The sequence below is a fragment of the Algoriphagus zhangzhouensis genome, from assembly GCF_900148515.1.
Lineage (GTDB): Bacteria > Bacteroidota > Bacteroidia > Cytophagales > Cyclobacteriaceae > Algoriphagus > Algoriphagus zhangzhouensis.
Genome location: NZ_FRXN01000005.1, coordinates 34,516 through 59,633, shown reverse-complemented (window position 1 = coordinate 59,633; position 25,118 = coordinate 34,516). Strand labels below are relative to the sequence as shown.

At 40.4% G+C, this 25,118-nt stretch carries 20 protein-coding genes and 1 tRNA gene; 8 read left to right on the top strand and 13 right to left on the bottom strand.

All coding sequences use genetic code 11. The annotated features are described in order from the left end of the window. Positions 1–47 precede the first annotated feature (47 nt). From BUF13_RS16460 to BUF13_RS16440, 5 genes are all read right to left on the bottom strand, one after another. Positions 48–860, bottom strand: coding sequence for a 3-keto-disaccharide hydrolase (locus tag BUF13_RS16460; protein ID WP_073572921.1), 813 nt, complete (start codon positions 858–860; stop codon positions 48–50). A gap of 61 nt (positions 861–921) precedes the next feature. Continuing rightward, positions 922–1,809 carry a diacylglycerol/lipid kinase family protein gene (locus BUF13_RS16455; protein ID WP_073572920.1) on the bottom strand — a complete coding sequence of 296 codons (888 nt, stop codon included), beginning with the start codon at positions 1,807–1,809 and terminating at the stop codon, positions 922–924. Further along, positions 1,806–2,783: an App1 family protein phosphatidate phosphatase gene (locus BUF13_RS16450; RefSeq protein ID WP_073572919.1), complete on the bottom strand. Its 978-nt coding sequence runs from the start codon at positions 2,781–2,783 to the stop codon at positions 1,806–1,808. Before BUF13_RS16450 ends, BUF13_RS16455 begins: the two co-directional genes overlap by 4 nt. Positions 2,784–2,851: 68 nt before the next feature. Further along, a complete protein-coding gene (locus BUF13_RS16445) occupies positions 2,852–3,904 on the bottom strand; it encodes a M42 family metallopeptidase (protein WP_073572918.1) in 1,053 nt (350 codons plus the stop codon). A gap of 109 nt (positions 3,905–4,013) precedes the next feature. Continuing rightward, the gene (locus tag BUF13_RS16440; protein WP_073572917.1) at positions 4,014–5,897 is read right to left on the bottom strand and encodes an amidophosphoribosyltransferase; all 1,884 of its coding nucleotides are present in this window, start codon (positions 5,895–5,897) and stop codon (positions 4,014–4,016) included. 332 nt (positions 5,898–6,229) lie between these two features. Between BUF13_RS16440 and BUF13_RS16435 the strand changes: the two genes are divergently transcribed. Together BUF13_RS16435 and BUF13_RS16430 are read left to right on the top strand one after the other, a co-directional pair. Further along, positions 6,230–6,544, top strand: coding sequence for a hypothetical protein (locus BUF13_RS16435; protein ID WP_073572916.1), 315 nt, complete (start codon positions 6,230–6,232; stop codon positions 6,542–6,544). Between the two features lie 82 nt (positions 6,545–6,626). Next, positions 6,627–8,048, top strand: coding sequence for a sigma-54-dependent transcriptional regulator (locus BUF13_RS16430; protein ID WP_073572915.1), 1,422 nt, complete (start codon positions 6,627–6,629; stop codon positions 8,046–8,048). Here the strand turns inward: BUF13_RS16430 and BUF13_RS16425 are convergent. Both BUF13_RS16425 and BUF13_RS16420 read right to left on the bottom strand, forming a co-directional pair. Continuing rightward, the gene (locus BUF13_RS16425; protein WP_073572914.1) at positions 8,045–10,648 is read right to left on the bottom strand and encodes a hybrid sensor histidine kinase/response regulator; all 2,604 of its coding nucleotides are present in this window, start codon (positions 10,646–10,648) and stop codon (positions 8,045–8,047) included. The genes BUF13_RS16430 and BUF13_RS16425 overlap by 4 nt on opposite strands. Before the next feature lie 39 nt (positions 10,649–10,687). Next, positions 10,688–11,230, bottom strand: a complete 543-nt coding sequence (locus tag BUF13_RS16420) for a DsrE family protein (protein WP_073572913.1) — start codon at positions 11,228–11,230, stop codon at positions 10,688–10,690. 58 nt (positions 11,231–11,288) lie between these two features. Between BUF13_RS16420 and BUF13_RS20845 the strand changes: the two genes are divergently transcribed. After that, complete coding sequence (locus BUF13_RS20845) at positions 11,289–11,417, top strand: hypothetical protein (protein ID WP_262710388.1); 129 nt, start codon at positions 11,289–11,291, stop codon at positions 11,415–11,417. Here the strand turns inward: BUF13_RS20845 and BUF13_RS16415 are convergent. The 5 genes from BUF13_RS16415 to lepA all read right to left on the bottom strand — a co-directional run bounded on the left by BUF13_RS16415 (position 11,414) and on the right by lepA (position 16,075). Next, positions 11,414–12,580 (bottom strand): 6-bladed beta-propeller, encoded by a 1,167-nt coding sequence (locus tag BUF13_RS16415; protein WP_073572912.1) that lies wholly within the window; start codon positions 12,578–12,580, stop codon positions 11,414–11,416. The genes BUF13_RS20845 and BUF13_RS16415 overlap by 4 nt on opposite strands. Before the next feature lie 142 nt (positions 12,581–12,722). After that, positions 12,723–12,806, bottom strand: a tRNA-Leu gene (locus BUF13_RS16410). Between the two features lie 67 nt (positions 12,807–12,873). After that, on the bottom strand, positions 12,874–13,758 hold the full coding sequence (locus BUF13_RS16405) for a bifunctional 5,10-methylenetetrahydrofolate dehydrogenase/5,10-methenyltetrahydrofolate cyclohydrolase (protein WP_073572911.1): 885 nt from the start codon (positions 13,756–13,758) through the stop codon (positions 12,874–12,876). A gap of 61 nt (positions 13,759–13,819) precedes the next feature. Next, complete coding sequence (locus BUF13_RS16400; RefSeq protein ID WP_073572910.1) at positions 13,820–14,182, bottom strand: four helix bundle protein; 363 nt, start codon at positions 14,180–14,182, stop codon at positions 13,820–13,822. A gap of 105 nt (positions 14,183–14,287) precedes the next feature. Further along, a complete protein-coding gene (lepA, locus tag BUF13_RS16395) occupies positions 14,288–16,075 on the bottom strand; it encodes a translation elongation factor 4 (RefSeq protein WP_073573154.1) in 1,788 nt (595 codons plus the stop codon). A gap of 365 nt (positions 16,076–16,440) precedes the next feature. On the opposite strand from lepA, the gene BUF13_RS16390 reads away from it, so the two are divergent. The 5 genes from BUF13_RS16390 (at position 16,441) to BUF13_RS20840 (ending at position 23,157) form a co-directional block, all read left to right on the top strand. Next, a complete protein-coding gene (locus BUF13_RS16390) occupies positions 16,441–17,595 on the top strand; it encodes an efflux RND transporter periplasmic adaptor subunit (RefSeq protein ID WP_073572909.1) in 1,155 nt (384 codons plus the stop codon). Between the two features lie 136 nt (positions 17,596–17,731). Further along, the gene (locus BUF13_RS16385) at positions 17,732–20,926 is read left to right on the top strand and encodes an efflux RND transporter permease subunit (protein WP_073572908.1); all 3,195 of its coding nucleotides are present in this window, start codon (positions 17,732–17,734) and stop codon (positions 20,924–20,926) included. Beyond that, entirely contained in the window at positions 20,923–22,416 is a 1,494-nt protein-coding gene (locus tag BUF13_RS16380; RefSeq protein WP_083586488.1) for an efflux transporter outer membrane subunit, read from the top strand. The genes BUF13_RS16385 and BUF13_RS16380 overlap by 4 nt, the downstream gene beginning before the upstream one ends. A gap of 75 nt (positions 22,417–22,491) precedes the next feature. Continuing rightward, positions 22,492–23,028 (top strand): DUF4924 family protein, encoded by a 537-nt coding sequence (locus BUF13_RS16375; protein WP_073572907.1) that lies wholly within the window; start codon positions 22,492–22,494, stop codon positions 23,026–23,028. A 3-nt stretch (positions 23,029–23,031) separates the two neighbouring features. After that, a complete protein-coding gene (locus BUF13_RS20840) occupies positions 23,032–23,157 on the top strand; it encodes a hypothetical protein (protein WP_262710387.1) in 126 nt (41 codons plus the stop codon). Here BUF13_RS20840 and BUF13_RS16370 read toward each other — a convergent pair. Further along, positions 23,144–25,072: an IGHMBP2 family helicase gene (locus tag BUF13_RS16370; protein WP_073572906.1), complete on the bottom strand. Its 1,929-nt coding sequence runs from the start codon at positions 25,070–25,072 to the stop codon at positions 23,144–23,146. The genes BUF13_RS20840 and BUF13_RS16370 overlap by 14 nt on opposite strands. Positions 25,073–25,118 lie beyond the last annotated feature (46 nt).

The window sequence follows — 25,118 nt, the reverse complement described above, 5'->3', positions numbered from 1 at the left end:
CAAATTGCCTAAAAACAAAAAACCGAAGCCTTTCAGCTTCGGTTTTTTTATTTCAATTCTTTAATCTTTATATCCTTAAACAGAACACCCTGACCCTCACTTTGCAAGCCAATATATCCTGATTTAAGAGGTGTTCCATCGACTTTTATAGCTGGATCGAATCGATTCGCAGTTCCTCCTCCAATTTGAGGAAACTTATAAGTCAAAACAGTATCACCATTGACTAAGTGATGAACGATCGAATCCTTATAGACGATCAAATCAGCTTTCACCCACTCATTCCATTGGAAAGTTGGGCCACTGGAATTGATGCAATGTCGGGGATCTATTTTTCCTTCAAACTCCACATCTGTACCTGGAGAACACATATTCCCTGTCGGTCTTGGAACGCCTTCCTCTTCCTGAGCATACATCTGCCACTCCACTGAAATTGGCCAATCCTGTTCTTTCAAAATAGTCTCTGGAGCCTGTGAATGGAACATTACACCGGAATTCCGATAGGTATAGCTCGGCGCATCTTCCATAAACTGATCCGTAAATCTATACATCCAAGTCAGCTGATATGAAGAAAATGGCTTTTCATAAAACAAGTGTCCAAATCTATTTTCAAATTTGTCATAGCCATCATAATTCACTTCAATCATACCATCGACAACTCGAAATGTGTTGGCAAAATTGTCACCAGTTTCATGATGATGAATTTTAGGAATCCAACCCGTCAGGTCTTTTCCATTAAACAATTCTACCCATTCTTCTTGAACAGGCTCTGATACTACTTCTTGATTTTCGACTTCTTTTTTCTGGCAAAATTGGAGAATCAAGACAGAGCAAAGAATTGGCAATAGGTTACTTTTCTTCATAGGTTTAATTTTAAAAAAGGGAAAATAGGAAAATCATTCTTCCCATGAAGAAAAAATAAGATTAACGGTGAAGTTCATTTTTACTCACAACCATCTGAAACCTTGCCGGAAGAATTTTGACTGTGATTTTATCGGGTTTCCCTTTCAATTCTCCATCGATCTGGAAATTCACCTGATTTAGATTTTCAATTTCACAGGACTCAAAAGACCAAGATTGAATTGTGTTTCCCTCAGGAACAGCTCCATCAATCATGCTTTTGGTCATTTTCAGAAAGTCTTCCCAAGATTCCACATCATGGGCTACCACCTCAAATTTCCCATCATTCATTTTTCCCATCGGATTGATAATCGCACCAGTCCCATATCGATCGCCATTGGCAATCAAAAGCATTCGGGACTTTGTCTCCCAGACCTGATCTCCTGATTTAATCCGGAAAGGCTGGGGTTCTGCTTTGAAAATCTGAGAAACCGAACTCTTGATATAGCCAAACATTCCTCGAGTTCCTTCCTCTTCAAAATGATGGATCATATCTGCATTCAATCCAAAATCAGAAAGATGCAAACACAACTCCCCATTGATTTCTACTCCATCAATAGGGCTAGTTTTCAAATATCTCAATGCTTCCAAGCCATCTTCTAGCAAATCAATCCCCAGGCATTTTGCCAATCCATTTGCGGATCCCATCGGTAAAATGGCCAAGATCACATCTTCTGGAATAACTTCCGCAACAATTTTCACAGTGCCATCTCCACCAGCAGCCAATACTAATTCAGGTTGAAGTTCCTGTATCTTTTCTTGGATTTTTTTTGGGTCATTCTCCCCAGTGGTCTCAAAAACAGCCAAATCATACCCTCTCAAATTCAGGAAAATCCGATCTTTTAATTCCTCAACTGGAATGTGTTCATCCCCAGATTTGGGGTTATACACTAATAATGCTTGCTTACTCATAGATGGAATAGATTTAATGACTCTGCAATTTTTATAGCTTCTTCGGTTGATTTGACAAAATGAAAGCCTAGCTCATCTTTCATTTTTTGACGCCCGGGAATTTCTTCAGACTTTTTATTCACCTGTCTGATAAAAACAGCTTTTATTCTCTTGGGAAATTCTTTTATGATCTCGGAATAGATCTCAGGATCGTGCTGCCCACTATCTCCAAATAGGATGAATTTCATCTCTGGATAAAAAGATAATAGGAACCGGATTTTGTCAGATTTATGATGATGACTACCTCCTCCCGACTTCCAGATATTTTTCAGATTGATATGCTTGTCTTTGAGCAAAATCGGTCCCAAAGGTATATTTCTATATTCCAGAAAGTCCTGAATCAAGTCAAATAGAGACCAATCGCTACTACTTACATAAAAAACCTCGTTTCCTCCTTCGACTTTCAATCTGTGATAAAATTCAGAAACACCTGGAAAAGGTCTTCGCGTATAGGCGTTTTTGGAAATGGATAGCCAGAACTTCTTTCCAATCTCTGTCGCATGAGAAATCAGAATCGTATCATCAATATCTGAGATCAAAGCATGATCTGCCTCGATCAAATCAACTTTTAGCTGTGTAGGAACCGCATTGTATTCATCTTCTTTTGAATCAATGTGAAAATTGACTTTTCTTTCCCCGTCGTAAGGCAAAAGGCACTCAAATACACCATCATGATCCGTCATTACATTCGACTCTTTTCCACCTGAAGAAACGACAACTTGAATCCCCTGAATACTGGTTACTGAGTACCTTCGAATCGCAGCCCAAATATTTGAAAGAGAATTGTTTTTGGCCTTAGGAAGGCTTTGCTTTTGCAAAGTGATCACTCTTCCCTTCACAAAGACCTCTTTCCCATTAGAAATAGCCAAAAATGGCTCAATTTCAATCTTTGAGGTTGTTCCGAATAAGCTGGAGAGAGGATTTAAAAAAGACATACTAAAAAGGTAATAGGAATAAAAGAAACAAAAAAGCCCTGAGTATGTTTCAGGGCCTTTAGTTTCTTTTAATGTTTCCAGTCATATTTATCGACCTGTTCCAAACAGGCCACTAAAAGAGATATTGAATCTGCTATATCTTTTTTGTGAGCCATTTCAATCACTTGATGAAGGTGTCGGGTTGGGATAGAAATAGCCCCTGCTATTGCTCCTTGTTTCCCCATTCGCTGAACTCCAGCAGTATCTGTACCTCCTGCAGTCAAGATTTCTGGCTGCCAAGTGATGTCAGCTTCATTTGCTGTTTGCTTCATAAATTCCACCATTCTATAATCACAGATGGTACTAGCATCCATGATCTTGATGGCAGTTCCTTTACCCAACTCTGTCACTTTCTCATGAGCCTGAGCTCCAGGCACATCAAACGCAATGGTAGTATCCAATGCAATCCCGAAATCAGGGTTAATGCTATGCGCTGCTACATTTGCGCCGCGAATCCCAACTTCTTCCTGCACTGTAAATGTCGCATAAACATCGTATGGAGGGTTTTCTAACTTTTTCAAAGCTTGAATCAAAATGAAAACTGCCACACGATTGTCAATGGATTTACAATTAACGCAGTCACCCATTTCTATCAACTCTCTATCACGGGTAACAGGATCACCGATTGAGATGTATTTTTCAACCTCCTCTTTGGACATTCCCAAATCGATGAAAAAGTCGGTTGTCTTTGGTAATTTGGTTCTTTCTTCCGGACTCATCACGTGAATAGGCTTAGATCCCATCACTCCGACCAAATCCTTTTTCCCATGAACAATCACTCGCTGAGCAGTCAATGTTTTGGGATCAAAACCTCCCAAAGTATGGAAACGCAAAAAGCCATTGTCATTGATATGGGTAACAATAAATCCAATCTCATCCATATGGGCAGCTACCATGACTCTTTTGCCATCAGGGTTGCTTTTCCCTCTTTTGATTGCAATCACATTTCCCAAATTATCTGTCTTGACTTCATCGGCCAATGGTGTCACCAAATCCACAACCAAGTCACGAACTCTTTTTTCAAATCCCGGTGCACCGGCTATTTCACAAATCTGCTTTAAAAGGGCTACGTCAATATTCATAATTCACTAATTAGATGCTCTAAGTTAAATTTTCCTTTGGTCTTTGCTAGGCCTAAAAACACAAAAGGCGCAAAGTATTCTCTGCGCCTTTCAAATATTATATCAATAATTAATATGCTCTGACAGTTTTGCCTTCCATGAAGTTGACAAAAGATCTGTTCACTACTCTTGTACCTCCTGAAGTCGGATAGTTACCGGTGAAATACCAGTCACCAATATGATCAGGGGTACATTTATGAAGATTATCTACAGTTTGGTAAATCACTTGAACCTCTGCCTCGATCTCAGGGTTAGTTACAATCTCCCCGATTTTCGCAGAAATCTCATCATCTGTAAATTGCTTATAAACCCATTTTACAAAATTCTCTGATCCTGCAGGATTTACTAAACAAGCTTCATATGTTTCATCCAAGATATTATCCAACCCTCTTTCTTTCAACAAAGCAAGAGCAGCTCTAAAGGCAATAAATTCCTTCATTCTGGACATATCGATACCGTAGCAATCAGGGAATCTAATCTGAGGAGCTGAAGAAACGATAATGATTTTCTTTGGCTTCAGTTTATCCAAAGTCGTCAAAATACTCTTTTCCAAAGTGGTTCCCCTTACGATACTATCATCAATCACAACCAAAGAATCAATTCCTGGCTTGATCACTTCATAAGTCGTATCATACACAGAAGAAACCATCACATCTCTATCATCATCATTGGTGATAAAGGTTCTCAATTTCACATCCTTGGAAACCAATTTCTCAACTCTTGGACGGAAGTTCAAAAGATCTTCCAAATCACCCATATGAGGTTTTCCTTCCAAGAAAACTTCTTTTCTTTTGGCTACCAAGTAGTCTTCCAAACCTTCGATCATACCCAAGAAGGCAGTCTCAGCAGTATTTGGAATGTAAGAAAATACAGTGTTTTTTAGGTCGAAGTCGATTGCTTTCAAGATTTGAGGAATCAAGGCTTTACCCAAATTCTTTCTTTCTTGATAAATCGCCGGATCAGTACCTCTTGAGAAATAAATTCTCTCAAATGAGCAAGAAGTCTTCTTTCTTGCAGGCATGATCTCAGATTCAGCATAAGAACCATCTTTATTGATCACTAATGCATGACCAGGCTGAATCTCTTTAATAGCGTTGAAATCTATATTGAAGGCAGATTTGATAGCTGGCTTTTCGGAAGCTACCACAATCACCTCATCATCTGCATAATAATATGCTGGTCTAATTCCGGAAGGATCTCTCACAACAAATGAAGATCCGTTACCGATCAATCCAGCCATTGCATATCCTCCATCGAAGTCTCTGCAAGATCTTCTCAAGATTCTGGCAACATCTAATTCATTTTCGATCACGTGAGTGATCTGCTCATTGGAATATTGATGCTTGTACTTGTCAAAAATTCTTTGGTTTTCCTCATCTAGGAAGTGACCGATTTTCTCCATCACAGTGACTGTATCGGTTTTCTCTTTCGGGTGCTGACCCAATTGAACCAATTTGTCAAACAATTCCTCCACATTGGTCATATTGAAGTTACCTGCCATCACTAGGTTCCGGCTTCTCCAATTGTTCTGCTTTAGAAAAGGGTGACAGGTTTCGATACTGTTTTCTCCGTGAGTACCATATCGAAGGTGTCCCAACCAAACTTCACCTGTGAAGGCAATGTTTTCTTTCAACCAACTAGCATCACTCAAAGCATCATGACCACCTAGTTTTTTGGCCTTTTTATACTTCTTGTTGATTTTGTCAAAGATAAAATTGACTGCTGAAGGCTCGATAGAACGATATCTGGAGATATATCTCGTTCCCGGCTGGGTATCGATTTTCACATTTGCGACACCGGCACCATCTTGACCTCTGTTGATTTGCTTTTGCATCAGGACATACATCCTGTTTGAAGCATAAGCGGCCGTACCGTATTTGTCAATGTAATATTGAGGAGACTTACGGAGCCTTACCATGGCTATCCCGCATTCATGTTTGATCGCGTCGCTCATTACCTGGGTGAGTGTTTAATAATGACAGTTCAAAGTTACAGGTTTTTAGAAGATATTTTGGGTTAAAAAAGTTCGCTTTCCTATAATTTACCATTCCTTTTTGATTTAAAGCAAGTTATAGTCACAAATCGAACGATTTATGATTTTTTAGGACCATGTTGACCAGCTAATCCTCAACATTTCCTCAATCAAATCTCCCCAAAATTGCTTTCAGGAGCTATTGAGCCAGATGGCACACCAATGGCAATTCATATATCAGCCGACACTAAAATCGGTGAACGGGTCCAGACCCTACCATTTACTTTAACCAATTTAATAAAACCACAATGATTATGAAAAAGTCAATGTTAATTGCCGCAATGTTCGCTGCAGGTGTAGCCTTTGCAGCCCCTCTTCAAGCTTCTAATCTGACTCCTGTAGGAATCGAAATCCAAGAGGGAAAAGTCAAAATCGAACCGGATACATTACCTGACCCTGTCAAGACAAGCATCGCAAATGACGAGGAGGTCAAATCCTTGACAATAACAGAAGCTTGGCAATGGACTTTGCCAGATGGCAGCTTCCAATTTGAAGTAGTCTTCGATAATGGAACCGAAGAAAAACTAAGTAAGAAGTACGATAAAGATGGAAATGAAATAAAAGATTAAGTTGTTCAATCCCCCTAATTTGAAAGCACCGGAATCATGTCTGGTGCTTTTTTTGTTTTAATTGGCATAAGAAAAAATTCCTATGAAAAAGATACTACTGGTAGAGGACGATTTGACCTATTCTAGAATTGTCAAAACCTTTTTAGAAAAGAACGGATTTCAAGTAGAGACCACCACGAAGGTCAAGGAAGCGCAACAAATGATGGGAGGAGGAAAATTTGACCTCATCATTGCCGACTTCCGACTTCCTGATGGCACAGGCATGGAGCTTCTCCAATGGTCCAAAAAGGAATTTCCTCAGACTCAGGTCATTTTGATTACTCATTATTCTGACATCAGAATTGCAATCAAAGCCATGAAGCTGGGAGCCTTTGAATACATCACCAAGCCAATCAATCCAGATGAGCTTTTGGCGACTGTCAAAGAATCTCTTTCTTCTCAACCTGAAGCCCCAACTAGCTCTTTTTCAGAAGTAAAACAGGAGTATTCTTCTCCTAAAATTAGTCAAAAAACTACTTCTCCCAGCCCTTCCTTTTATGTAGTAGGAGATTCTCAGGAGGCTGAAAAACTCGAAAAACATATTCATCTGGTGGCCCCAACCGATCTGAGTGTTTTGGTACTTGGCGAAACTGGAACCGGTAAGGAATTCATTTCCAGAAGAATCCATGATAATTCTGAAAGAAAAGATGGCCCATTTATCGCAATTGACTGTGGAGCATTACCAAAAGATCTTGCTGGAAGTGAGCTATTTGGACACGTAAAAGGTGCTTTTACAGGCGCTTTGGAAAATAAGACAGGCCACTTTGAAATGGCCCACGGCGGAACCATCTTTTTGGATGAGGTAGGAAACCTTAGCTATGAGGTTCAAATTCAGCTTTTGAGAGCGATTCAGGAAAGAACTATTCGAAAAATCGGAGGAAATAAGGAAATTAAAATAGATGTAAGAATCATCGCTGCTACAAATGAAAACCTCTTGCAGCAAGCTGGAGAAGGTGCTTTCAGGGAAGACCTTTATCATCGATTGAATGAATTCACATTGAACGCAATTCCTCTTCGCAGAAGAAAAGACGATTTGGAAGTCTTTGCAGATCAGTTTTTGGAAGAGAGCAATGAGCGCCTCAACAAATCCGTAAAAGGCTTTACATCAGAAGTTTGGGAAATATTTTTAGGCTATGATTGGCCTGGAAACCTTCGCGAATTCAAAAACATCATCAAGAGGGCAGTTCTTTTGACCAATGGACCTTTGGTAGAAAAAGAGGCTTTACCAGCTGATTTACACGATCCAGAGCAAGCTTTTGCAACTCATAGAAGTGTGGCAGTTAGCCCGGTTGGGTCTGATTTACCTTCTCCGAGAGATTATAAAAGTCAGTGGATCGAGCAAGAAAAAGAATTGATTCAGCAAGTGCTTCAGGACACTAAATTCAACAAGTCCAAGACTGCCAGAATCCTAAAAATGGACCGCAAGACATTATATAGCAAAATGGAAAAATATGGCCTAAACTAGGTCTTTGCAGGGGCTTTTGATTCGATGAATTTATTCAACTCGGTCAAAAGCTCCTTTATTTTTTCTTCCAAAACAACCAACTGAGAACCAACACCTTGCTTGTTTCCAATTTTTAAACTGTTCTCTATTTTTCTCGCCATATCTCCTGTTTCGGATTTGATCTGACCCAATCGACTGCCTAATTGATGGCAAATCTCCAAAACAACATCATACTTCTCGTTCAATCTGGCTTTTTGAAGTTGATCCACATTCTTCTTCGTTTCCTGGATAAGGTCCTTCAAAATATCCTTCAACAAGGACTCATCACCCATACAGAATCGATTCAAATCTCTCAAATCGAAAAGCTCTGTATTGACCACTTCTTCCTCTGATTCATCAGCCTGAATCTCAGTAACACATTCTGGGAAAAAGCGGCCCAAAACGCCCACAAGGGACATTTCTTGAAATGGTTTGAACAAAATATCACTAAATCCAATCTGCTTCATCTTCTCTTTTTCCTCTACAAAGACATTGGCTGTCATAGCCAAAATAGGCTGACCAAGGTAAGTTTGATGATTTTTCAACATTTCAATGACATCAAAACCCGAGAACTCAGGCATCTGAATATCCAATATTGCTAAGTCAAAGTCCTCACCATTAAACTTATCCCTAAAAGCAGCGCCACCATCATACAAAGAAGTCTCTGCACCGAAGTAGTTCAAAATCTGAGAAAGGTATTGGATCCCTACAGGATCATCATCGACCAACAATATCTTTTTGCCAGTCAAATTCAACACAAACTGTTGATTATAAAGTGGTTTTGTAGACAAAGCTTCAACACTTTCCATTGGAAGGACAATCTTCATGGAAGTCCCCTTCCCCTCTTCGCTTTTCGCTTCGATGGTACCTCCCATCAACTGTGCAAGCCTGTGAACGATCGCCAAACCTAGCCCTGTACCTCCATATTTTCTGGAAATAGAGGTGTCTGCCTGATCAAACTCTCTGAACACTTTGGACAAAACTTCCTCACTCATACCTATCCCACTGTCCTCAACTTCCACAGATAGTGTATTTTCTCCCCAATCTACTCTCACCTGAATCCAGCCATGAGAAGTAAATTTGAAAGCATTACTCAATAAATTATTGACGATTTGTTTTAACCTCAATTGATCTCCTACCAACCATTTTCCTTCAGGGAGATTGAGTTTCCATTTGAAATCCAAATCTTTTTCCTGGGCTTTCAGATCAAAAAAATCTTGAAGAGCACTGAATAATTGCTCAGGATCAAATGGCTCAGTTTCTAACTTCAATTTTCCTGCTTCGAGTTTAGAAAAGTCCAATACCTCATCAACAATCTCCATCAAGGTCTCAGAGGCAAATCCAATCATTTTCAGTTGAGACTTTTGTCGATCATCCAGTTGAGTCTTTTCCATCACAGATCGATAGCCCTGAATGACGTGAAGCGGATTTCGGATCTCATGGCTCATGTTTGCCAAAAACTCCTGCTTTGATCTAGCCAATTGTTCTGACTTTAATCGAGAAGCTTCCAAGTTTTCTTGGTATTTACGATTAAGTCTAATCTCTTTCAAGATAGAATAAACCATAAACCCACTTCCCAAAACGGCCAAAACCACCATGATCACCAAGAAGAATGTTACATCATTTGCCAGACCCAAGGCTTGGCTATTTTGCTCTGTGGATTCTTCCAAAACCCTTCTTTGCAACAAAGTCAAAAGGTCCTGAATCGTAGTAATTACATCACTCTGCTTAATGGAAAGGTCCGTTTCTATCTGAGCCAGATTCTCCCTCTGCCTTCTTTCTTCTCTATAGATTCGATTGATCACCCCACGGATATTGAAAAGAATGCTATCCAATGTCCCTGAACCGGAATTGGAACTGGTACTAGTCCCTTGTTGAAGGGAACTGATCAATTTATCCAATTCTGGAGTTTGGGAAATCGGTAAGCTTGGGGTTGGCTCCTCGATTGGAGTCGGAGTAACTGGTACTGCTTTATCCTTTTTTCTGGAGCTGGACTTTGATGTTTCTACTTCAGCCGTGGGAAGAGTTGTTGTAACAGACTTGACGGTCGTTTGTTGCTTGATATCATTGATGATGATATCTCTGGGATTCAATTCATGAAGCGGCTGATTTTCCAATATCTCAGCTCTTCTCCTGATCCCGATCTCTACATTTCGAAGTGCTTCTCTAGTAAAATTTCGATTGGCTAGATTTGTTTTTACCTCATAGAGATTTTCATATCCAGCTATTAAAGAATCTAAATTGGTGCGGATCAACTCGATATCATCCTGCTCCTCATCATCGGCGGCAAGAGATTCTAATTCGTCTAGTTTCCCTTCAAGATAATTCCGGGTAGAATCCGTAACCCTAAAATCTCCCTCAGGACCTAATCTATCAATTTGAGTGATTTGGATGATTTCAGCCTGCAAATCATTGAGAGCATCCAGCTTTTGATTAGGCGCAGACAGCTGACTCATCGTGTCGAGGAGCCGATTTAGCGTATAGTACGTCAACCCAGCTACCCCGACGAGGAATATAGCTGCCAGAAAAAAGCCTAAAACGACTTTGATCGCGGCGGTGGTATTGGGAGTATTTTTTTTCATAGAGATGCCCCCAAAATCCCCAATAATTATTCCAAGTCCTTAGAACTTGAGCAAAACGTATCCTTGGGGAACGTAGGTGGTAAAGGTAGTCAATGCGGAATGGGCAATTTGAGCACCTTCCCAAATATCTTCTTTCTTCAAACTTCTAGCTCTCATAGATTGGCCACAAACGTAAAATTCCACGCCTGCATCCTTCAATGCCTCATAAACAGGAATATTCGGATTATCCACTTGATGCCTTTCTTTGTATTTCGCATCACCAAGAGCAGTATAGATTGCTCCTCCATGAACGACTACTTTCACATGAATGTTTTCTTGTGACACTCCTGCCAAAGCATGCAAATTCACCATTCTGGCGATATTATCCACCCATCTGCTGATCTGAGCAGGGTCATCTGGACCGGAAGTCATATCAACAATGATCTTATATTCTTTAGTAGGATCCGGTCGCTCTGTTGCTTCAGGGATTTCATAGATTCCCCCATACTTTTTGATGATGGGAAACTGAGGTTGGTTTTGAGCAAATAAAGCGGTAGTACCTAGGAAAAACAGGAATAGAAGGGAAAGCAGATTTTTTCTCATTTTGAAATATTATTAAGCTTGAAAAGTAAGGAAATAATCTGCGAATAGGAGTCCGTTGATGGAAAAAAATACGATTGATCCATGGAGAATTGTCAAGGATCAATTTTCAAAATCAAGGATAAAAAGGCTTCCTCCGTCATTTGTGACTTTACAAATGCGCGTTTCTGAAAATGCAGATGGAGATTAATCCTTCTTTATTCTGCTTATGCAAATAAAATAAGGGAAGGCTGAACCCTTTTGAGCCAACTGGTCTTGAAGTTTAGCCTGAAATTCAGAATTAAAATTGGAGTCGAAAAAGACATCTGACCCCAATTTTTCACCATAGATAGGGAAATAAAGTTTATTATCCTCTGTTAGAACCTGAGGACTATCAAAAAGCCTGAAAATCGGATTTTCAGAACTGTAGGCAAACACTTTAAACTCAGAATCCTGCTTATCCAGAATCCCAGATTTGAAGGTAGAATAATCCAGAAAATTAAAGACAACAAATCCATCATTTTCCAAATAAAAGTTCCCGTTCATCGATTCCCCTCCTCGTACAGATTTAACCAAAGTTTCTGGAGATGCTAAAGCCTTAAAATCCCTTTGATTTTCTTTCATAAAAGGACTTAACAAATCGGTATAATACCTGGCTTTAAAATCTTTCCCTAATGGATCGTAAGTATAAACGGTATCATGAAAAGGTTTTGAAAAACTCACATTTTGGCCTGTCCTATCTAAAAATCCAGAAATAGTTATAATACTTTTTTCTTTTTCAGGATCATAGATAAAATAAGAATCCAATATTGCACCATCACTCCCAATTAGATGGACATTGAATGAACCCTTTGCAGAATTATGATTCACATAAATCAAAAGCTCCCCATTCCCGGCAGAGACTAACTTGTCACCAAACAAACCGGTATTAATTTTTTCCACAAAATTACCCGACTCGACATCATAAACGAATACCGCCCGACTTCCCCTTGACATCAGGTAAACTTTACCATTATCAACCTCAAAGTCTGAAACATCCAAGAACTCCCCAGGCCCTTCACCTTTAGAACCAATTGTTCTCACAAACTCTCCTGATTCATCAAAAAGGAAAACATTAGACTGTTTTTTATCCAAAACCAAATAATCATCTCCTACCAACTTGACTTTTGAAATTGTGGATAAAAAAATTGAATCAGGAACAGCTAACGGAATCAAGTCTTCAAATTCAAATAAATCATCAATTTGATTGATAGGATTCGGCAAATCATCATAAATAAGAAGAGGCTGAGGTCCTGCTATTTCATTTTTAACTTCTTTCTTTCCTGCTGTACACGAAATCAAAAAAAGGAATACCACCCATTTAAAAAACTTCATAAATGCTCAATTTAAATTTGAATTAAAAATCAACTAGAATGCATTAAGGAACAACTTCTAAGACGTAACGCTTTAAACTGGGAAAAATTGAACAGTAAAAAAGCTGAAACAAAAAAAGCCCTGAATTAATCAGAGCTTTCCGTGCGCACGAGAAGATTCGAACTTCCACACAACTTAATGCACCACCCCCTCAAGATGGCGTGTCTACCAGTTTCACCACGTGCGCGGCATAGGGTCAGCAAAAGTAGAAAGCGAATCCTTTCTACGCAAACCCTTTTTTAGGCTTTTTGGCCTTAATTATAAACTTTTTTCTCAGCAGCTAACAAGGTATTGTATAGCAATGACGCAATAGTCATCGGACCAACACCACCCGGAACCGGAGTAATCGCTGAAGCTTTGGCAGATACCTCTTCAAACTGCACATCTCCTACCAATCTGAATCCTGATTTCTTGCTTGCATCTTCGATTCTGTGAATTCCCACATCAATCACCACTGCCCCTTCTTTCACCATATCTTCTGTCACAAAATGAGGCTTACCCAATGCAACGATCAAAATATCCGCAGTCTGAGCAATCTCTTTCAAGTTCTGAGTACGGCTATGAGTCAAAGTCACAGTAGCATTTCCTGGATATCCATTTCTAGCCATTAGGATACTCATTGGACTACCTACGATATGGCTTCTTCCGATGACCACACAGTGCTTTCCGGAAGTTTCGATATTATATCTCTTCAGCAATTCAACGATACCGTAAGGAGTTGCGGCTACATAAGCCGGCCAGTTCAAAGCCATTCTTCCGACATTGGCAGGAGTAAATCCATCCACGTCTTTCTCAGGCTTGATCTTATCGGTTACCTTCTCTACAGAAATATGCTTAGGTAAAGGAAGCTGAACGATCAATCCATCTATATCAGGATTTTCATTTATATCCTCCACAACTTTTAGCAATTCCTCTTCAGAAACCGTTTCTTCCAATCTTACCAAAGTAGATTCGAAGCCGATCTCATGACAAGCTTTTACTTTTGCTCCCACATAGGTTTGGCTCGCCCCATCATTTCCTACCAACACAGCAGCCAAATGAGGAATTTTCCCTCCCTCCTGCTTGATTTCCGCTACTCTCGCAGCAATTTCAGATTTGATTTCAGCAGAGGTTTTTTTACCGTCGATTAGTATAGCCATGTGTTTACTTTTTATTAGATCAAACTTCGGATTTCATCATTCGATGTTCGACATTCATTATTCAATAATTATTTCTACCCGCAGTTTCGATACTTTTAACAAAAATCGAAATCAACTGGTTGCATTCATCGATTAGCTTCTCAATTAAACTTGGATCCTGATGTAGCTTAGATTTTGATATTATTTTCAAAGCCACTCTACTTTCACGAAGCTCTTTAAGTACTATTTTCAGTTTATGAATAAAGTCTTTTCTAGATTCTCCCGACTGAGCCTCTCCATAATTCAAGGCTGGGGAAGTTCCACTTCTCAAAAGCTGATTAGACATGTGATTTCCCGCTTTTGAGGAAATCATAGAATCCGTAAACGAGATCACTTCAGAAGCGAAAGTTATCAATCTGGACTCAAGGTCATATTTCCTTTCCATTCAACATTCCAATTATTAGTAATCTTTTAAACTAATAATTTCTGAAGTCATATTTTTAAAATAATGAACATCGAATGATGAATATTGAATAGCAAAGGACCTACATTAATCGAGCTTCAATACCGCCATAAACGCTTCCTGAGGCACCTCGACGTTACCGACTTGTCTCATTCGTTTCTTACCTTTTTTCTGCTTTTCAAGCAATTTTCTCTTTCTGGAAATATCACCTCCATAACATTTCGCCAATACGTTTTTTCGTAGAGCTTTCACTGTTTCACGGGCAATAATTTTCTGACCGATAGCTGCCTGAATAGCGATTTCGAACATTTGACGAGGCACCAATTCTTTCAGTTTCTCACAAAGTCTCTTACCCCATTCATATGCTTTATCTCTATGTACTACAGCCGAAAGTGCATCTACAGGTTCACCATTCAACATCACATCCAATCTCACCATGTGAGAAACCTGGTAACCAATCAGCTCATAATCCAATGAAGCATATCCTCTGGAAATGGTTTTCAATTTATCAAAGAAATCAAATACGATCTCAGCCAAAGGCATATCGAAAGTTAGTTCCACTCGCTCAGCAGTCAGGTAAACCTGATTTTTAATCTGACCACGCTTCTCCATACAAAGGGTAATCACAGAACCCACATACTCCGCCGCCGTGATGATGGAAGCTTTGACATAGGGCTCCTCGATATGCTTCATCTTGGTAGGGTCTGGCATATCAGAAGGTGCATTGATAACCTGATAGGTATCATTAGTCATCAAAGCCTTGAACTGCACCGATGGAACAGTGGTGATGACTGTCATATCAAACTCACGCTCCAATCGCTCTTGGATAATCTCCATATGAAGCATTCCCAAGAATCCACATCGGAAACCAAAGCCCAAAGCCGCAGAAGTCTCTGGCTCCCAAACCAAGGAGGCATCATTCAGCTGAAGTTTTTCCATGGAAGCTCTTAACTCCTCATAGTCAGTAGTATCTACAGGATAAATACCCGCAAAAACCATTGGTTTTACGTTTTCAAAGCCTTGGATTGCTTTTTCGCAAGGTCTCTTGATATGCGTGATGGTATCCCCTACTTTGATTTCTTTGGCAACTTTCACCCCAGAAATCAAATAGCCTACATTACCCGCAGACATGGTATTTTGAGGAATTTGATTCAAGCCCAAAATCCCGATTTCATCAGCCTCGTATTCTCTACCCGTATTGACAAATTTGATTTTATCTCCTTTGCTAAAGGTTCCGTTGAAGATTCGGAAAATCACCTCCACTCCTCTAAATGGGTTGTAAACCGAGTCAAAAATCATCGCCTGAAGTGGCGCTTCAGGATCACCGGTTGGTGCCGGGATTCTGGTCACGACAGCTTTTAGGATATCATCGATCCCAATCCCCGTTTTGCCAGAGGCCAAAATAATTTCTTCACGATCACAACCGATCAAATCGATAACCTCGTCTGCCACAGATTCAGGATCTGCTCCAGGAAGGTCAATTTTATTCAATACTGGGATGATTTCAAGATCATGTCCCAAAGCCAAATACAAATTGGAAATGGTCTGAGCTTCGATACCTTGGGAAGCATCCACGATCAATAGAGCTCCTTCGCAGGCAGCAATAGATCTGGAAACTTCATATGAAAAATCCACGTGTCCAGGAGTATCGATCAAGTTCAAAGTATAATCCTCACCCTCATGGGTATATTTCATCTGAATCGCATGAGACTTGATGGTGATCCCTCTCTCACGCTCCAGATCCATATTATCCAACAACTGATTCTGCATATCTCGGTCAGCGACCGTCTGAGTTTCCTGCAGTAATCTATCCGCCAATGTACTTTTCCCATGATCGATATGGGCGATGATACAGAAATTTCTAATGTTTTTCATAAGCTTTCGTGCCGCAAAAGTAGTAAAAATTAAGGTTCTGTCTCTTTGTTTTTTAAATGCATTCCTGAATAGAGACATAATACTCCAAAAGCACCTTGAATTTTTCTCTTTTAACTCATGCTAATTGGATTTTGTCGCATCAAAATGTGGGGAATCTCCCATTGTATGTGTACTTAAAACCTCTTAAAACTGGGGGATTTCTCCACAACCCTACTCAATTATTAAAATCCGCCATCTTTTAAAAAGAGAAAAAATTGACCGCAATCGATTGAATTAAAGTTAATTAAGAGTAACGCATCCCATGGTATGATTATTTCACTTGGCTAGCATAATTCTGGATTTATTCAGAACAACCAATCACACTCATGAAAAAGAGATCGTTACTAAACCAACCCCTAAAAGCTATTCCCGGATTTTTGCTTTTGGCCATTGCCTCAATCGGATTTACTGGATGCGAAGAAGAAGTGGTAGAAGACGAAGGTATACCATTGCCGGTCTTGACACTTAAAAAAGAATCTGCTGCGCTAGAATTCAAATATCTTGGATCTATTGAAGGAGTAGAAAACGTACAGATCAGACCTCAGGTAGACGGCGTATTGGAGGAGATATATGTAGATGAGGGACAATATGTCAAAAAGGGTCAGCCACTTTTCAAAATCAATGGCCAGCCTTATGTAGAAGACTTGAAAAATGCCTTGGCAAATGTTGATTTGGAGAAAGCCAAGCTAAGAAAGGCTCAGACTGAAATTGACAGATTGAAACCATTGATTGAAAACGAGGTGATTTCTGCAGTCAGAATGGAAACCACTCAAGCAGATTATGAGGTTGCTCAATCCTCTCTTGCAAAAGCAGAAGCGGAAGCGGCTAATATGCGAATCAACCTTGCCTTTACAACCATCAAAGCACCCGTGGATGGTTTGATGGGTAGAATACCGAAATCTATCGGAAACCTAGTAAAGAAAACGGATGGTGAACCTTTGACAGTTCTTTCCAACGTACATGAGATTTATGTCTATTTCTCCATGAGTGAATCTGACTATCTCTACTATGAAAGGATGAAAAAAGATTCCACTTCCAAAAAGATGAACCCGGATGTAAAATTGGTTCTCGCAGACGGAAGTGTTTATAACAAGGTAGGAACCATCGATGCTAACTCAGGTCAAATTAACCGATCAACAGGCTCCATCACACTTAGAGCCCATTTTCAAAACCCAGACACATTGCTTAGAACTGGGAATACAGGTAAAATCCTAATGGAGCAAATTTACCCGAATGCGATTTTGGTACCACAGAGTGCCACCACTTCCATTCAGGACAAGCGATTTGTTTTCCTTTTGAAACCAGATAACACGGTGGAAAGAAAGGAAATCACTATTGAAGGTCGTACCGGCAATCAGTTTATTGTCAGCGGAAAAAGCCTCAATGAAAATGACAGAATTGTCACTGCAGGCTTAGAAAAAATCTCCGAAGGGGTGAAAATCAAGCCTCTGGAGCAAGGACATCTTTTATCCCAAAACTGAGCAAAGCCCATTTCTGGCAACAAAGGTTTCCAGTCCTTTCAATCCCGAAATTATTTCAAAGAATTAACTCCTTTTCGAAGGAGAATGGGAGGCCAATGGCTTTCCAGAAAAATTCATTCCGAAAAGCAGACCATCCATGATCAAAAATATCATCAAACGCCCTGTACTTGCTCTGGTCATTTCCATTCTATTGGTTTTGGCAGGAGCTGCAAGTATGAGCGTACTTCCAGTTGAGCGATTCCCAGAAATCGCCCCTCCAAGTGTCAGTGTGCAGGTTTACTACCCTGGAGCAAATGCTGAAACGGTTGCCAAATCCGTCCTTCTGCCTTTGGAAGAGGCCATCAATGGCGCAGAAAACATGAGTTATGTAAACTCAACTGCTACCAACTCTGGTCGTGGTAGATCTACGGTCTATTTCGAACCGGGAACCGACCCCAATGTAGCGGCTGTCGAAATCCAAAACAGAATCTCCAAAGTCATGGAACAAATCCCTGCAGAGGTTCGCGAAGCAGGGATTGTGGTTTTAAAGAGACTTAAAGGTTCCTTGATGACCATTAATATCTACAGTGAAGATGGCACCTATGACGAGACTTTCTTGAATGCCTACACTCGGATGAAAATCCGAAGAGAACTAAAGCGTGTTGGAGGAATTGCGGAAGCATCCATTTTGAGATCCCGAGATTATGCGATGAGGATCTGGTTGAATCCTGAGAAATTAGCCCTTTATGGATTGACTCCTAGGGAAGTTTACACTGAAGTTCGTGACCAGAGTTTCGAAGCGGCTCCGGGAAGATTTGGTGAAAACTCCGAAGAGGTTTTTGAAATTGTACTAAAACACAATGGCCGATTCAGTGAGCCTGAAGAATATGAAAACCTGGTCATCAAGACTGAAGAGGACGGCGCCCAACTGAAATTGAAAGATGTAGCCAGATTGGAGTTTGGAGCATCGAATTATGCCAGTGAAAACAAATTAGATGGCAAATCGGCAGTTACCATTGACATCGTTCAACAGCAAGGAGCCAATGCGGTGGAAATCGACAAAGCTGTTCGGGAAATAATGGAAGACCAAGCGAAAGCCTTCCCTGAAGGAATGAAATACAACATTTCCTATAGTGTTCGCGATCAGATTGATGAGTCCATGCACCACGTTCAAAAGACTTTGATTGAGGCTTTTGTACTGGTTTTCTTGGTTGTTTTCATCTTCCTTCAAGACTTCCGTGCGACAATCATTACAGCGATTTCTATCCCAGTTTCCTTAGTCGGCACATTCTTTTTCCTCCAATTGATTGGAGCGACAATGAACGTATTGAGTATGTTTTCAATCGTACTTGCCATCGGGATTGTGGTCGATGATGCGATTGTGGTAATCGAGGCGATTTATGAAAAAATGCATGAACAGGGACTCAAGGTTTTAGACGCTGTAAATGCCGCTTTATCAGAAATCACTGGAGCGATCATTTCTATCACGATTGTAATTGCGGCCGTATTCCTTCCTGCTGGATTCTTGGATGGGCCTGTTGGAGTCTTTTACAAAGAATTCGCTTTCACCATCATTTTCGCAGTATTGATCTCTGCAATCAATGCTTTGACATTGGTTCCAGTATTGAGTGCTTTGATTTTGGGTAAAAAGAAGAAAGCTGAGGATGAAGAGACGGAGGATGAAAACCTTTGGAAAAAAGTCAAAAACTCCAAACCTGCTGACAAGCTCAAAACTATCAAAGGTAAAGGCTTGAAGAAATTCGACACTGTTTTCGACCGGTTCACCAATTGGTATATCGGAATTGTCAAACTGGCGATCAAAGGAAAATGGTGGACAATTGGTGGGTTGGCTTTGGTTTGCGCTGGAACCTATTTTATGGCCTCCACCACCCCAAAAGGCTTTATCCCAACAGAAGATGACAACTTCTTGATTTTCTCTTTGACCATGCCAGAGGGATCTTCCCTTCACAGAACCAATCAATTGTTGCGTGAAGCTGACTCACTATTACATTTGGAGCAAGCTGTTGCCAGTGTCAACACGGTTTCGGGTTACAACATTGTAGATGATTCAGAAAGTGCCTCCACAGGTTTGGGCTATATCAAATTGAAGCCGGTTTCTGAAAGAGGTGATATTTCTGCTCTCAACGACGTAGTGAAGCATTTGACAGAAAAGCTTTCAGTTCTAAATGAGCCAAAAATCAACATGTACCCTCGACCGACCATCCAAGGTTTCGGTAATTTTGATGGGGTTCAAATCGTCCTTCAGGATTATTCAGATGGAGATTTGGCAGAGTTTGGTGTTTTGGTCAATGAATTCCTTGCGGAACTAAGTAGACAAAAAGCCATAGAAAAAGCCTTTACCTCTTACAATACCAATTTCCCGCAGTTCAAGATTGACATCGACTACGAAAAGGCAAAAGCTTTGGGCGTCTCTGTCAAGGACATGATGTTTACCATCCAATCCAATTTTGGTAGAACGCGAGTTGGGGACTTTAACCGATTCACTCGTCAGTACATGGTTTATATGCAGTCTGATATTGAGTATCGTGAAAATCCGGAAGCGATCAATTCCATCATGGTCAAAAACAAAAAGGGTGAAATGGTTCCTTTGACTGCCTTCGTCAAACTTGAGCCCACCTATGGTCCTGAGACAGTTTTTAGATACAATCTCTACAATGCTGCTCGGATCAATATTACTCCTGCCAAAGGTTACAGTACCGGAGATGTCATGAAGGTGATTGAGGATTTGAGTGAACAAAAACTTCCTGCAAACCTAGGATTTGAATGGACCGGGATGAGTTTGGAAGAGAAAAAGTCAGGCTCCGACACCACCTTGATCTTTATCATCAGCATCATCTTGACCTACTTTATTTTGGCAGCCCAATACGAAAGTTTCTGGCTGCCTATGGCAGTGATTCTATCACTTCCTGCAGGGATTCTTGGGATTTTTGTTTCAATCAATCTCGTAGGAATCGATAATAACATCTATGTACAAGTCGGCTTGATTATGCTCATCGGTTTGCTGGCCAAAAACGCCATTCTGATAGTGGAATTTGTGGCCCAAAAAAGAAGAGCAGGATTGAATATTCTTGATTCTGTACTACAAGCCTGTCAGCAAAGACTTCGTCCTATCATGATGACTTCTTTTGCCTTTACAGCCGGATTGGTTCCGTTGATGTTTTCAGTAGGATCGTCCGCCGAAGGGACAAAATCAGTCAGTATTGGTACGGCCGGAGGAATGATTTTCGGGATTTCACTAGGCCTCATTTTCATTCCTGTTCTAGCTTACCTTTTCCAGGATCTTCAAGATCGATTTGCACTTAGTATCACCAAAGACTCAGATAAATCATGAAAATGATCAAATATATAGTTCCTTTCTTTTTGATTTTGGCGGTTGCAAGCAGCTGTAAAGTCGGGGAAAGCTATACTCGTCCCGAGACAGATATTCCTGAGGAATTCTATGGAGGAGAAAAGCTCCAAGACAGCATTTTTGTTGGTGAAAAGCAAATAGCACACATCAGCTGGACGGAATTTTTCAAAGATTCCACCTTGAATTCATTGATTGAAGAGGCTTTGGATCACAATTTTGATTTGCAAAAAGCAGCCAAACAAATTGAAATCTCCAATGAAAGCTTCTTGCAATCCAAAGCTAATTTCCTTCCAAGTCTAGGTGCTACACCTGGATCATTTAGAAGAGAATACTATTCGGAGAACTTCAATAATTATGGTTCCAATAGATCCAGAAGAAACCATCCGGATGGAGTACCAACGACCCTTTATACTGAGAATTTAGCTTATGCTGTTTCTCTGCAAAGCAGTTGGGAATTGGATGTATGGGGCAAATTGGCTTGGCAAAAAGATGCTGCCTTGGCTAAATACCTGCAAACTCAGGAGTTTCAAAAGGCTCTTCAAACAGCCATCGTTTCTGAAATTGCCAGCACTTATTTCAATATGCTGATGCTTAAGTCTCAGCTAACTGTTGCCCAGAGAAACTTTGCTTTGAGTCAGAACACTTTGAAAATCGTCAAACTTCAATACGATGCTGGGGAAATCACCGCTTTGGCGATTCAACAAACAGAATCCCAAATGCTCCGCGCCAAGGCTTTGATTCCTCAATTGGAGAAAGCCTATACTCTTCATGAAAACAGACTCAATAATCTTTTGGGAAAAACACCGGGAACGATTGCCTTGAGTGGTGTTTTGGAAGATTTGGCATTAAGCAATAGCTATAGTACTGGAGTTCCTTTGGAATTGATTCAAAACCGACCAGATGTTTTGGCGTCGGAATACAATCTGGTTGCCAGCAATGCTAGAGTAGGTATTGCTCAGGCGATGAAATACCCATCTTTGACGATTAGTGCTGGAATGGGATTAAATTCAATGCAGTTGGGAACAGTCCTGGATCCGATTGGGTCTGGATTTGCACTTCTAAACGGAGCTCTTTTTCAACCTATTTTCCAAAACAGAAAACTAAAAACCAATCATCAAATCGCCATCAAACAACGAGAAATTGCGGAACTGGATTTCAGAGAAAAGGTGAATACAGCTGTGACTGAAGTGTCAGATGCTTTAGTAAACATGGAAAAGCTTCAAGAGGAATATGAAATTGCACAAACTCGGATGCGCACGACTACCAAAGGCATGACCAACGCCTTCTTGCTTTTCGAAAGTGGTTTTGCAAACTATCTGGAGATTATCAATGCTCAGGAAGATGCGCTTCAAAACCAATTGGAAGTAGTCCAGCTGAAAATGCAACTAGCCTTGGCCAAGGTGGAATTGTATAGGAGTTTAGGAGGAGGCTGGAGAGAGGAGTCTGTAGATACAGAATCCACCGAACAATAAGAGATAAGGGAGTCTTCAAATTCAAGACTCCCTTTTATTTTATGTTTTTTACCTTTGCAGCACATTTAGAAAACTATGAAGTCAATCGCTGCCAAAAAGAAGCTTAACAATATTGCCGAATACATTCTTTACCTCTACCAGATGGAGGATCTGATTAGATCTTATCAGGGAAATCTGGAAGAAATCAATCAATATGTGGTTTCACATTATCCAGTTGAGGAACTGGAAAAATCAGAGATTTCTTCATGGTTTGAAGAAATCAAATCCAGAATGGAACAAGAAGAAATTCTTGAGAAAGGCCATTTGGAAGAAACTCGCAAATTGGTTGATGAGCTTTCAAAAATCCATTGGCAATTACTTAAAACCGATAAAACCTACTTCGAATCCTATCAAAAAGCCAAACCACATATCGTACAGGCAGTGATGGATGCGGAAGGACAGGACTTGGGTAATGAAATCCAGATTTGCCTGAATGGTGTTTATGGTTTATTACTTTGTAGACTTTTAGGCAAAAAGGTTTCTGATGAGCAATTGAAAACTGCAGAGTCTTTTGGAGAGGTACTTAGCCTTCTCAATTTGGTCTATCAACAAGAAATAATTTCTAGAAACTAATCTATGAGCAATACCGGGATCATTATCGTCGTCAGCATCGTTGCACTACACTTTGTGATCGGTATTGGTTATTTGGTATTTAAGCTTTCTGGGAAATCGGAGGATGAAAAAGACTCTAAGAATCCATAAACTCCCAAACACTTCTATATCGACCCGTCTCTTCAAAATATTGAAGAATGGAGTCAAAAAAGGGATTGATAGCCAAAGTGCTACTATCACCTACTAGAACCAGTTTGCGTTTGGCACGGGTTAAGGCGACATTCATTCTTCTCTCATCCGCCAAAAAGCCAATTTCACCCCGTTCATTGGATCGAGTCAAAGAAATCAGCATCAAATCTCTTTCCTGGCCTTGAAACCCATCCACCGTATCGATGGTAATCAAATCAGAGAAAGCTTTAAGATTCGGGTAATCATAGGATTCAAAAATCAGACTTCTCAAGTACCGAACTTGCGCTGAATAAGGCGCAATCAATCCAATAGTCCATTCATTCTCTTTGAATTTCCCGACTCCAATCCGTTTGATCAAATCTTCCAAATAGCGGCAAGCAAAAGCAGCTTCCTCAGGATTGAATGTACTTAAGCTATCCTCTTCCTGTCTATCGGTATATCCTGCCCCGGCAGTATCAATCCATTCCAAAACAGGTTCATTTTCAAAGAAATGATCTTCCGTATTCGGGGCAGCTTCTAATTTCCCTTTGTAGAAATATGAATTGGAAAAGCCCATGATTTCAGATTTCATCCTATACTGAACCTGCAGTAATTCGGCTGCTTCTGGCTTTCTGGATATCACTTTCTCCATCAGTGTCTCGGCCAATCCAGATTGGGAAGCTTCGTAGGATTTGATAGTTGGTGGAAGTTGAAGGTGGTCTCCTGCAAATACAATCTTTTTTGCTTTCAAAATCGGAATCCAAGTAGCAGCTTCCAAGCCCTGAGCGGCTTCATCAATGAATACCACATCAAAAGTCATCTCTTTCAACTGGAAATGAGAAGCACCCACCAAAGTACAGGCAAAGACCTGTGTTTTTTGGAAAATGTCATAGGAAATGTATTCCTCCAAATGTCTAGCCGCTTCACGTATTCTACCCACTTCATCAAAAAGTAATTGGCGTTGCCTTCTTTCTTCTTTACCAAAATTCCTTTTGTATTGCTTGGCCAGTTTAAGGTACTGATCTATCTCTTTTCGGAGCTTCTTAAGGTCTCTGTAGCTGTCATGCTGGACAGTTTTGGCGTCCAAGGTCTGATTGAGGATTTTTTCCTCCACTCTTGCCGGATGTCCGAGACGAAGTGTAGAGACTCCCTGATCTGTTAATTTCTCCACCAATAAGTCAACAGCTGCATTACTTGGTGCAGAAACTAGGATAGACTTCCTATCCTCAACCGCTTCCAGAATCGCCTGAATCAAGGTAGTCGTTTTCCCTGTTCCCGGAGGTCCATGGATGATAGCTACATTTTGAGCTTCGGATATTTTCTGGCAGGCTTGATTCTGTGAAAAGTTTAGATTAGCCTTTTCTATTCTGTCTTGGGAATTGAATTTTGGAGCCTGATCACCCAGGAGAATTTCTTTGAATTCTTTGATTCTGGGAGTATCGCCTTTGATCACTTGCTTAAGGGCAAATTCCATTTCCCGATAGCTTGCCTCATCAAATAGTAAATCAACTCCCAGTTTGCTTCCCTCCATCCATTCTGGCAATTCATCTGCTTGAAGTGTGACCACCATCATGTCTTTTTTGACGGTATTGATCACACCATTGACTCTAAATTCCGCAGACTGGTAGCCTTCTTGATTGGAAAAAAAAGAAACAGATTTTCCGGATTGAAAAGAGGAAGCCTGATGATGGTCCAATTTTTCTATTTCCACCAACAACCTCTCTCCCATTCCGATTTTGGACTTTTTCACTTGCACAGGGTACCAAGTTATTCCTTCTTTCTTCTTGGCAACCAGAGAAGTATTCAAAAATTTCTTCTTGTACTGGGCCAGATCCTCCTGCCATTCCAATTTCAAAAGTTTCAGACCTTTTTTTAATTCCTCAGTGACTTTGTCCATCAATCCGTATTTTAGGCGAAACTAATCAAAAGTCTTAGAGTTTCTC

Coding starts and splice junctions, on each gene's coding strand:
- BUF13_RS16400 (WP_073572910.1), bottom strand. CDS start 14,182: ATGGAAAGGAAATATGACCTTGAGTCCAGATTGATAACTTTCGCTTCT.
- BUF13_RS16455 (WP_073572920.1), bottom strand. CDS start 1,809: ATGAGTAAGCAAGCATTATTAGTGTATAACCCCAAATCTGGGGATGAA.
- BUF13_RS16425 (WP_073572914.1), bottom strand. CDS start 10,648: ATGAAAAAAAATACTCCCAATACCACCGCCGCGATCAAAGTCGTTTTA.
- BUF13_RS16415 (WP_073572912.1), bottom strand. CDS start 12,580: ATGAAGTTTTTTAAATGGGTGGTATTCCTTTTTTTGATTTCGTGTACA.
- BUF13_RS16445 (WP_073572918.1), bottom strand. CDS start 3,904: ATGAATATTGACGTAGCCCTTTTAAAGCAGATTTGTGAAATAGCCGGT.
- BUF13_RS20845 (WP_262710388.1), top strand. CDS start 11,289: ATGGAAAAAAATACGATTGATCCATGGAGAATTGTCAAGGATCAATTT.
- lepA (WP_073573154.1), bottom strand. CDS start 16,075: ATGAAAAACATTAGAAATTTCTGTATCATCGCCCATATCGATCATGGG.
- BUF13_RS16370 (WP_073572906.1), bottom strand. CDS start 25,072: ATGGACAAAGTCACTGAGGAATTAAAAAAAGGTCTGAAACTTTTGAAA.
- BUF13_RS16440 (WP_073572917.1), bottom strand. CDS start 5,897: ATGAGCGACGCGATCAAACATGAATGCGGGATAGCCATGGTAAGGCTC.
- BUF13_RS16435 (WP_073572916.1), top strand. CDS start 6,230: ATGAAAAAGTCAATGTTAATTGCCGCAATGTTCGCTGCAGGTGTAGCC.
- BUF13_RS16460 (WP_073572921.1), bottom strand. CDS start 860: ATGAAGAAAAGTAACCTATTGCCAATTCTTTGCTCTGTCTTGATTCTC.
- BUF13_RS16390 (WP_073572909.1), top strand. CDS start 16,441: ATGAAAAAGAGATCGTTACTAAACCAACCCCTAAAAGCTATTCCCGGA.
- BUF13_RS16385 (WP_073572908.1), top strand. CDS start 17,732: ATGATCAAAAATATCATCAAACGCCCTGTACTTGCTCTGGTCATTTCC.
- BUF13_RS16420 (WP_073572913.1), bottom strand. CDS start 11,230: ATGAGAAAAAATCTGCTTTCCCTTCTATTCCTGTTTTTCCTAGGTACT.
- BUF13_RS16430 (WP_073572915.1), top strand. CDS start 6,627: ATGAAAAAGATACTACTGGTAGAGGACGATTTGACCTATTCTAGAATT.
- BUF13_RS20840 (WP_262710387.1), top strand. CDS start 23,032: ATGAGCAATACCGGGATCATTATCGTCGTCAGCATCGTTGCACTACAC.
- BUF13_RS16450 (WP_073572919.1), bottom strand. CDS start 2,783: ATGTCTTTTTTAAATCCTCTCTCCAGCTTATTCGGAACAACCTCAAAG.
- BUF13_RS16405 (WP_073572911.1), bottom strand. CDS start 13,758: ATGGCTATACTAATCGACGGTAAAAAAACCTCTGCTGAAATCAAATCT.
- BUF13_RS16375 (WP_073572907.1), top strand. CDS start 22,492: ATGAAGTCAATCGCTGCCAAAAAGAAGCTTAACAATATTGCCGAATAC.
- BUF13_RS16380 (WP_083586488.1), top strand. CDS start 20,923: ATGAAAATGATCAAATATATAGTTCCTTTCTTTTTGATTTTGGCGGTT.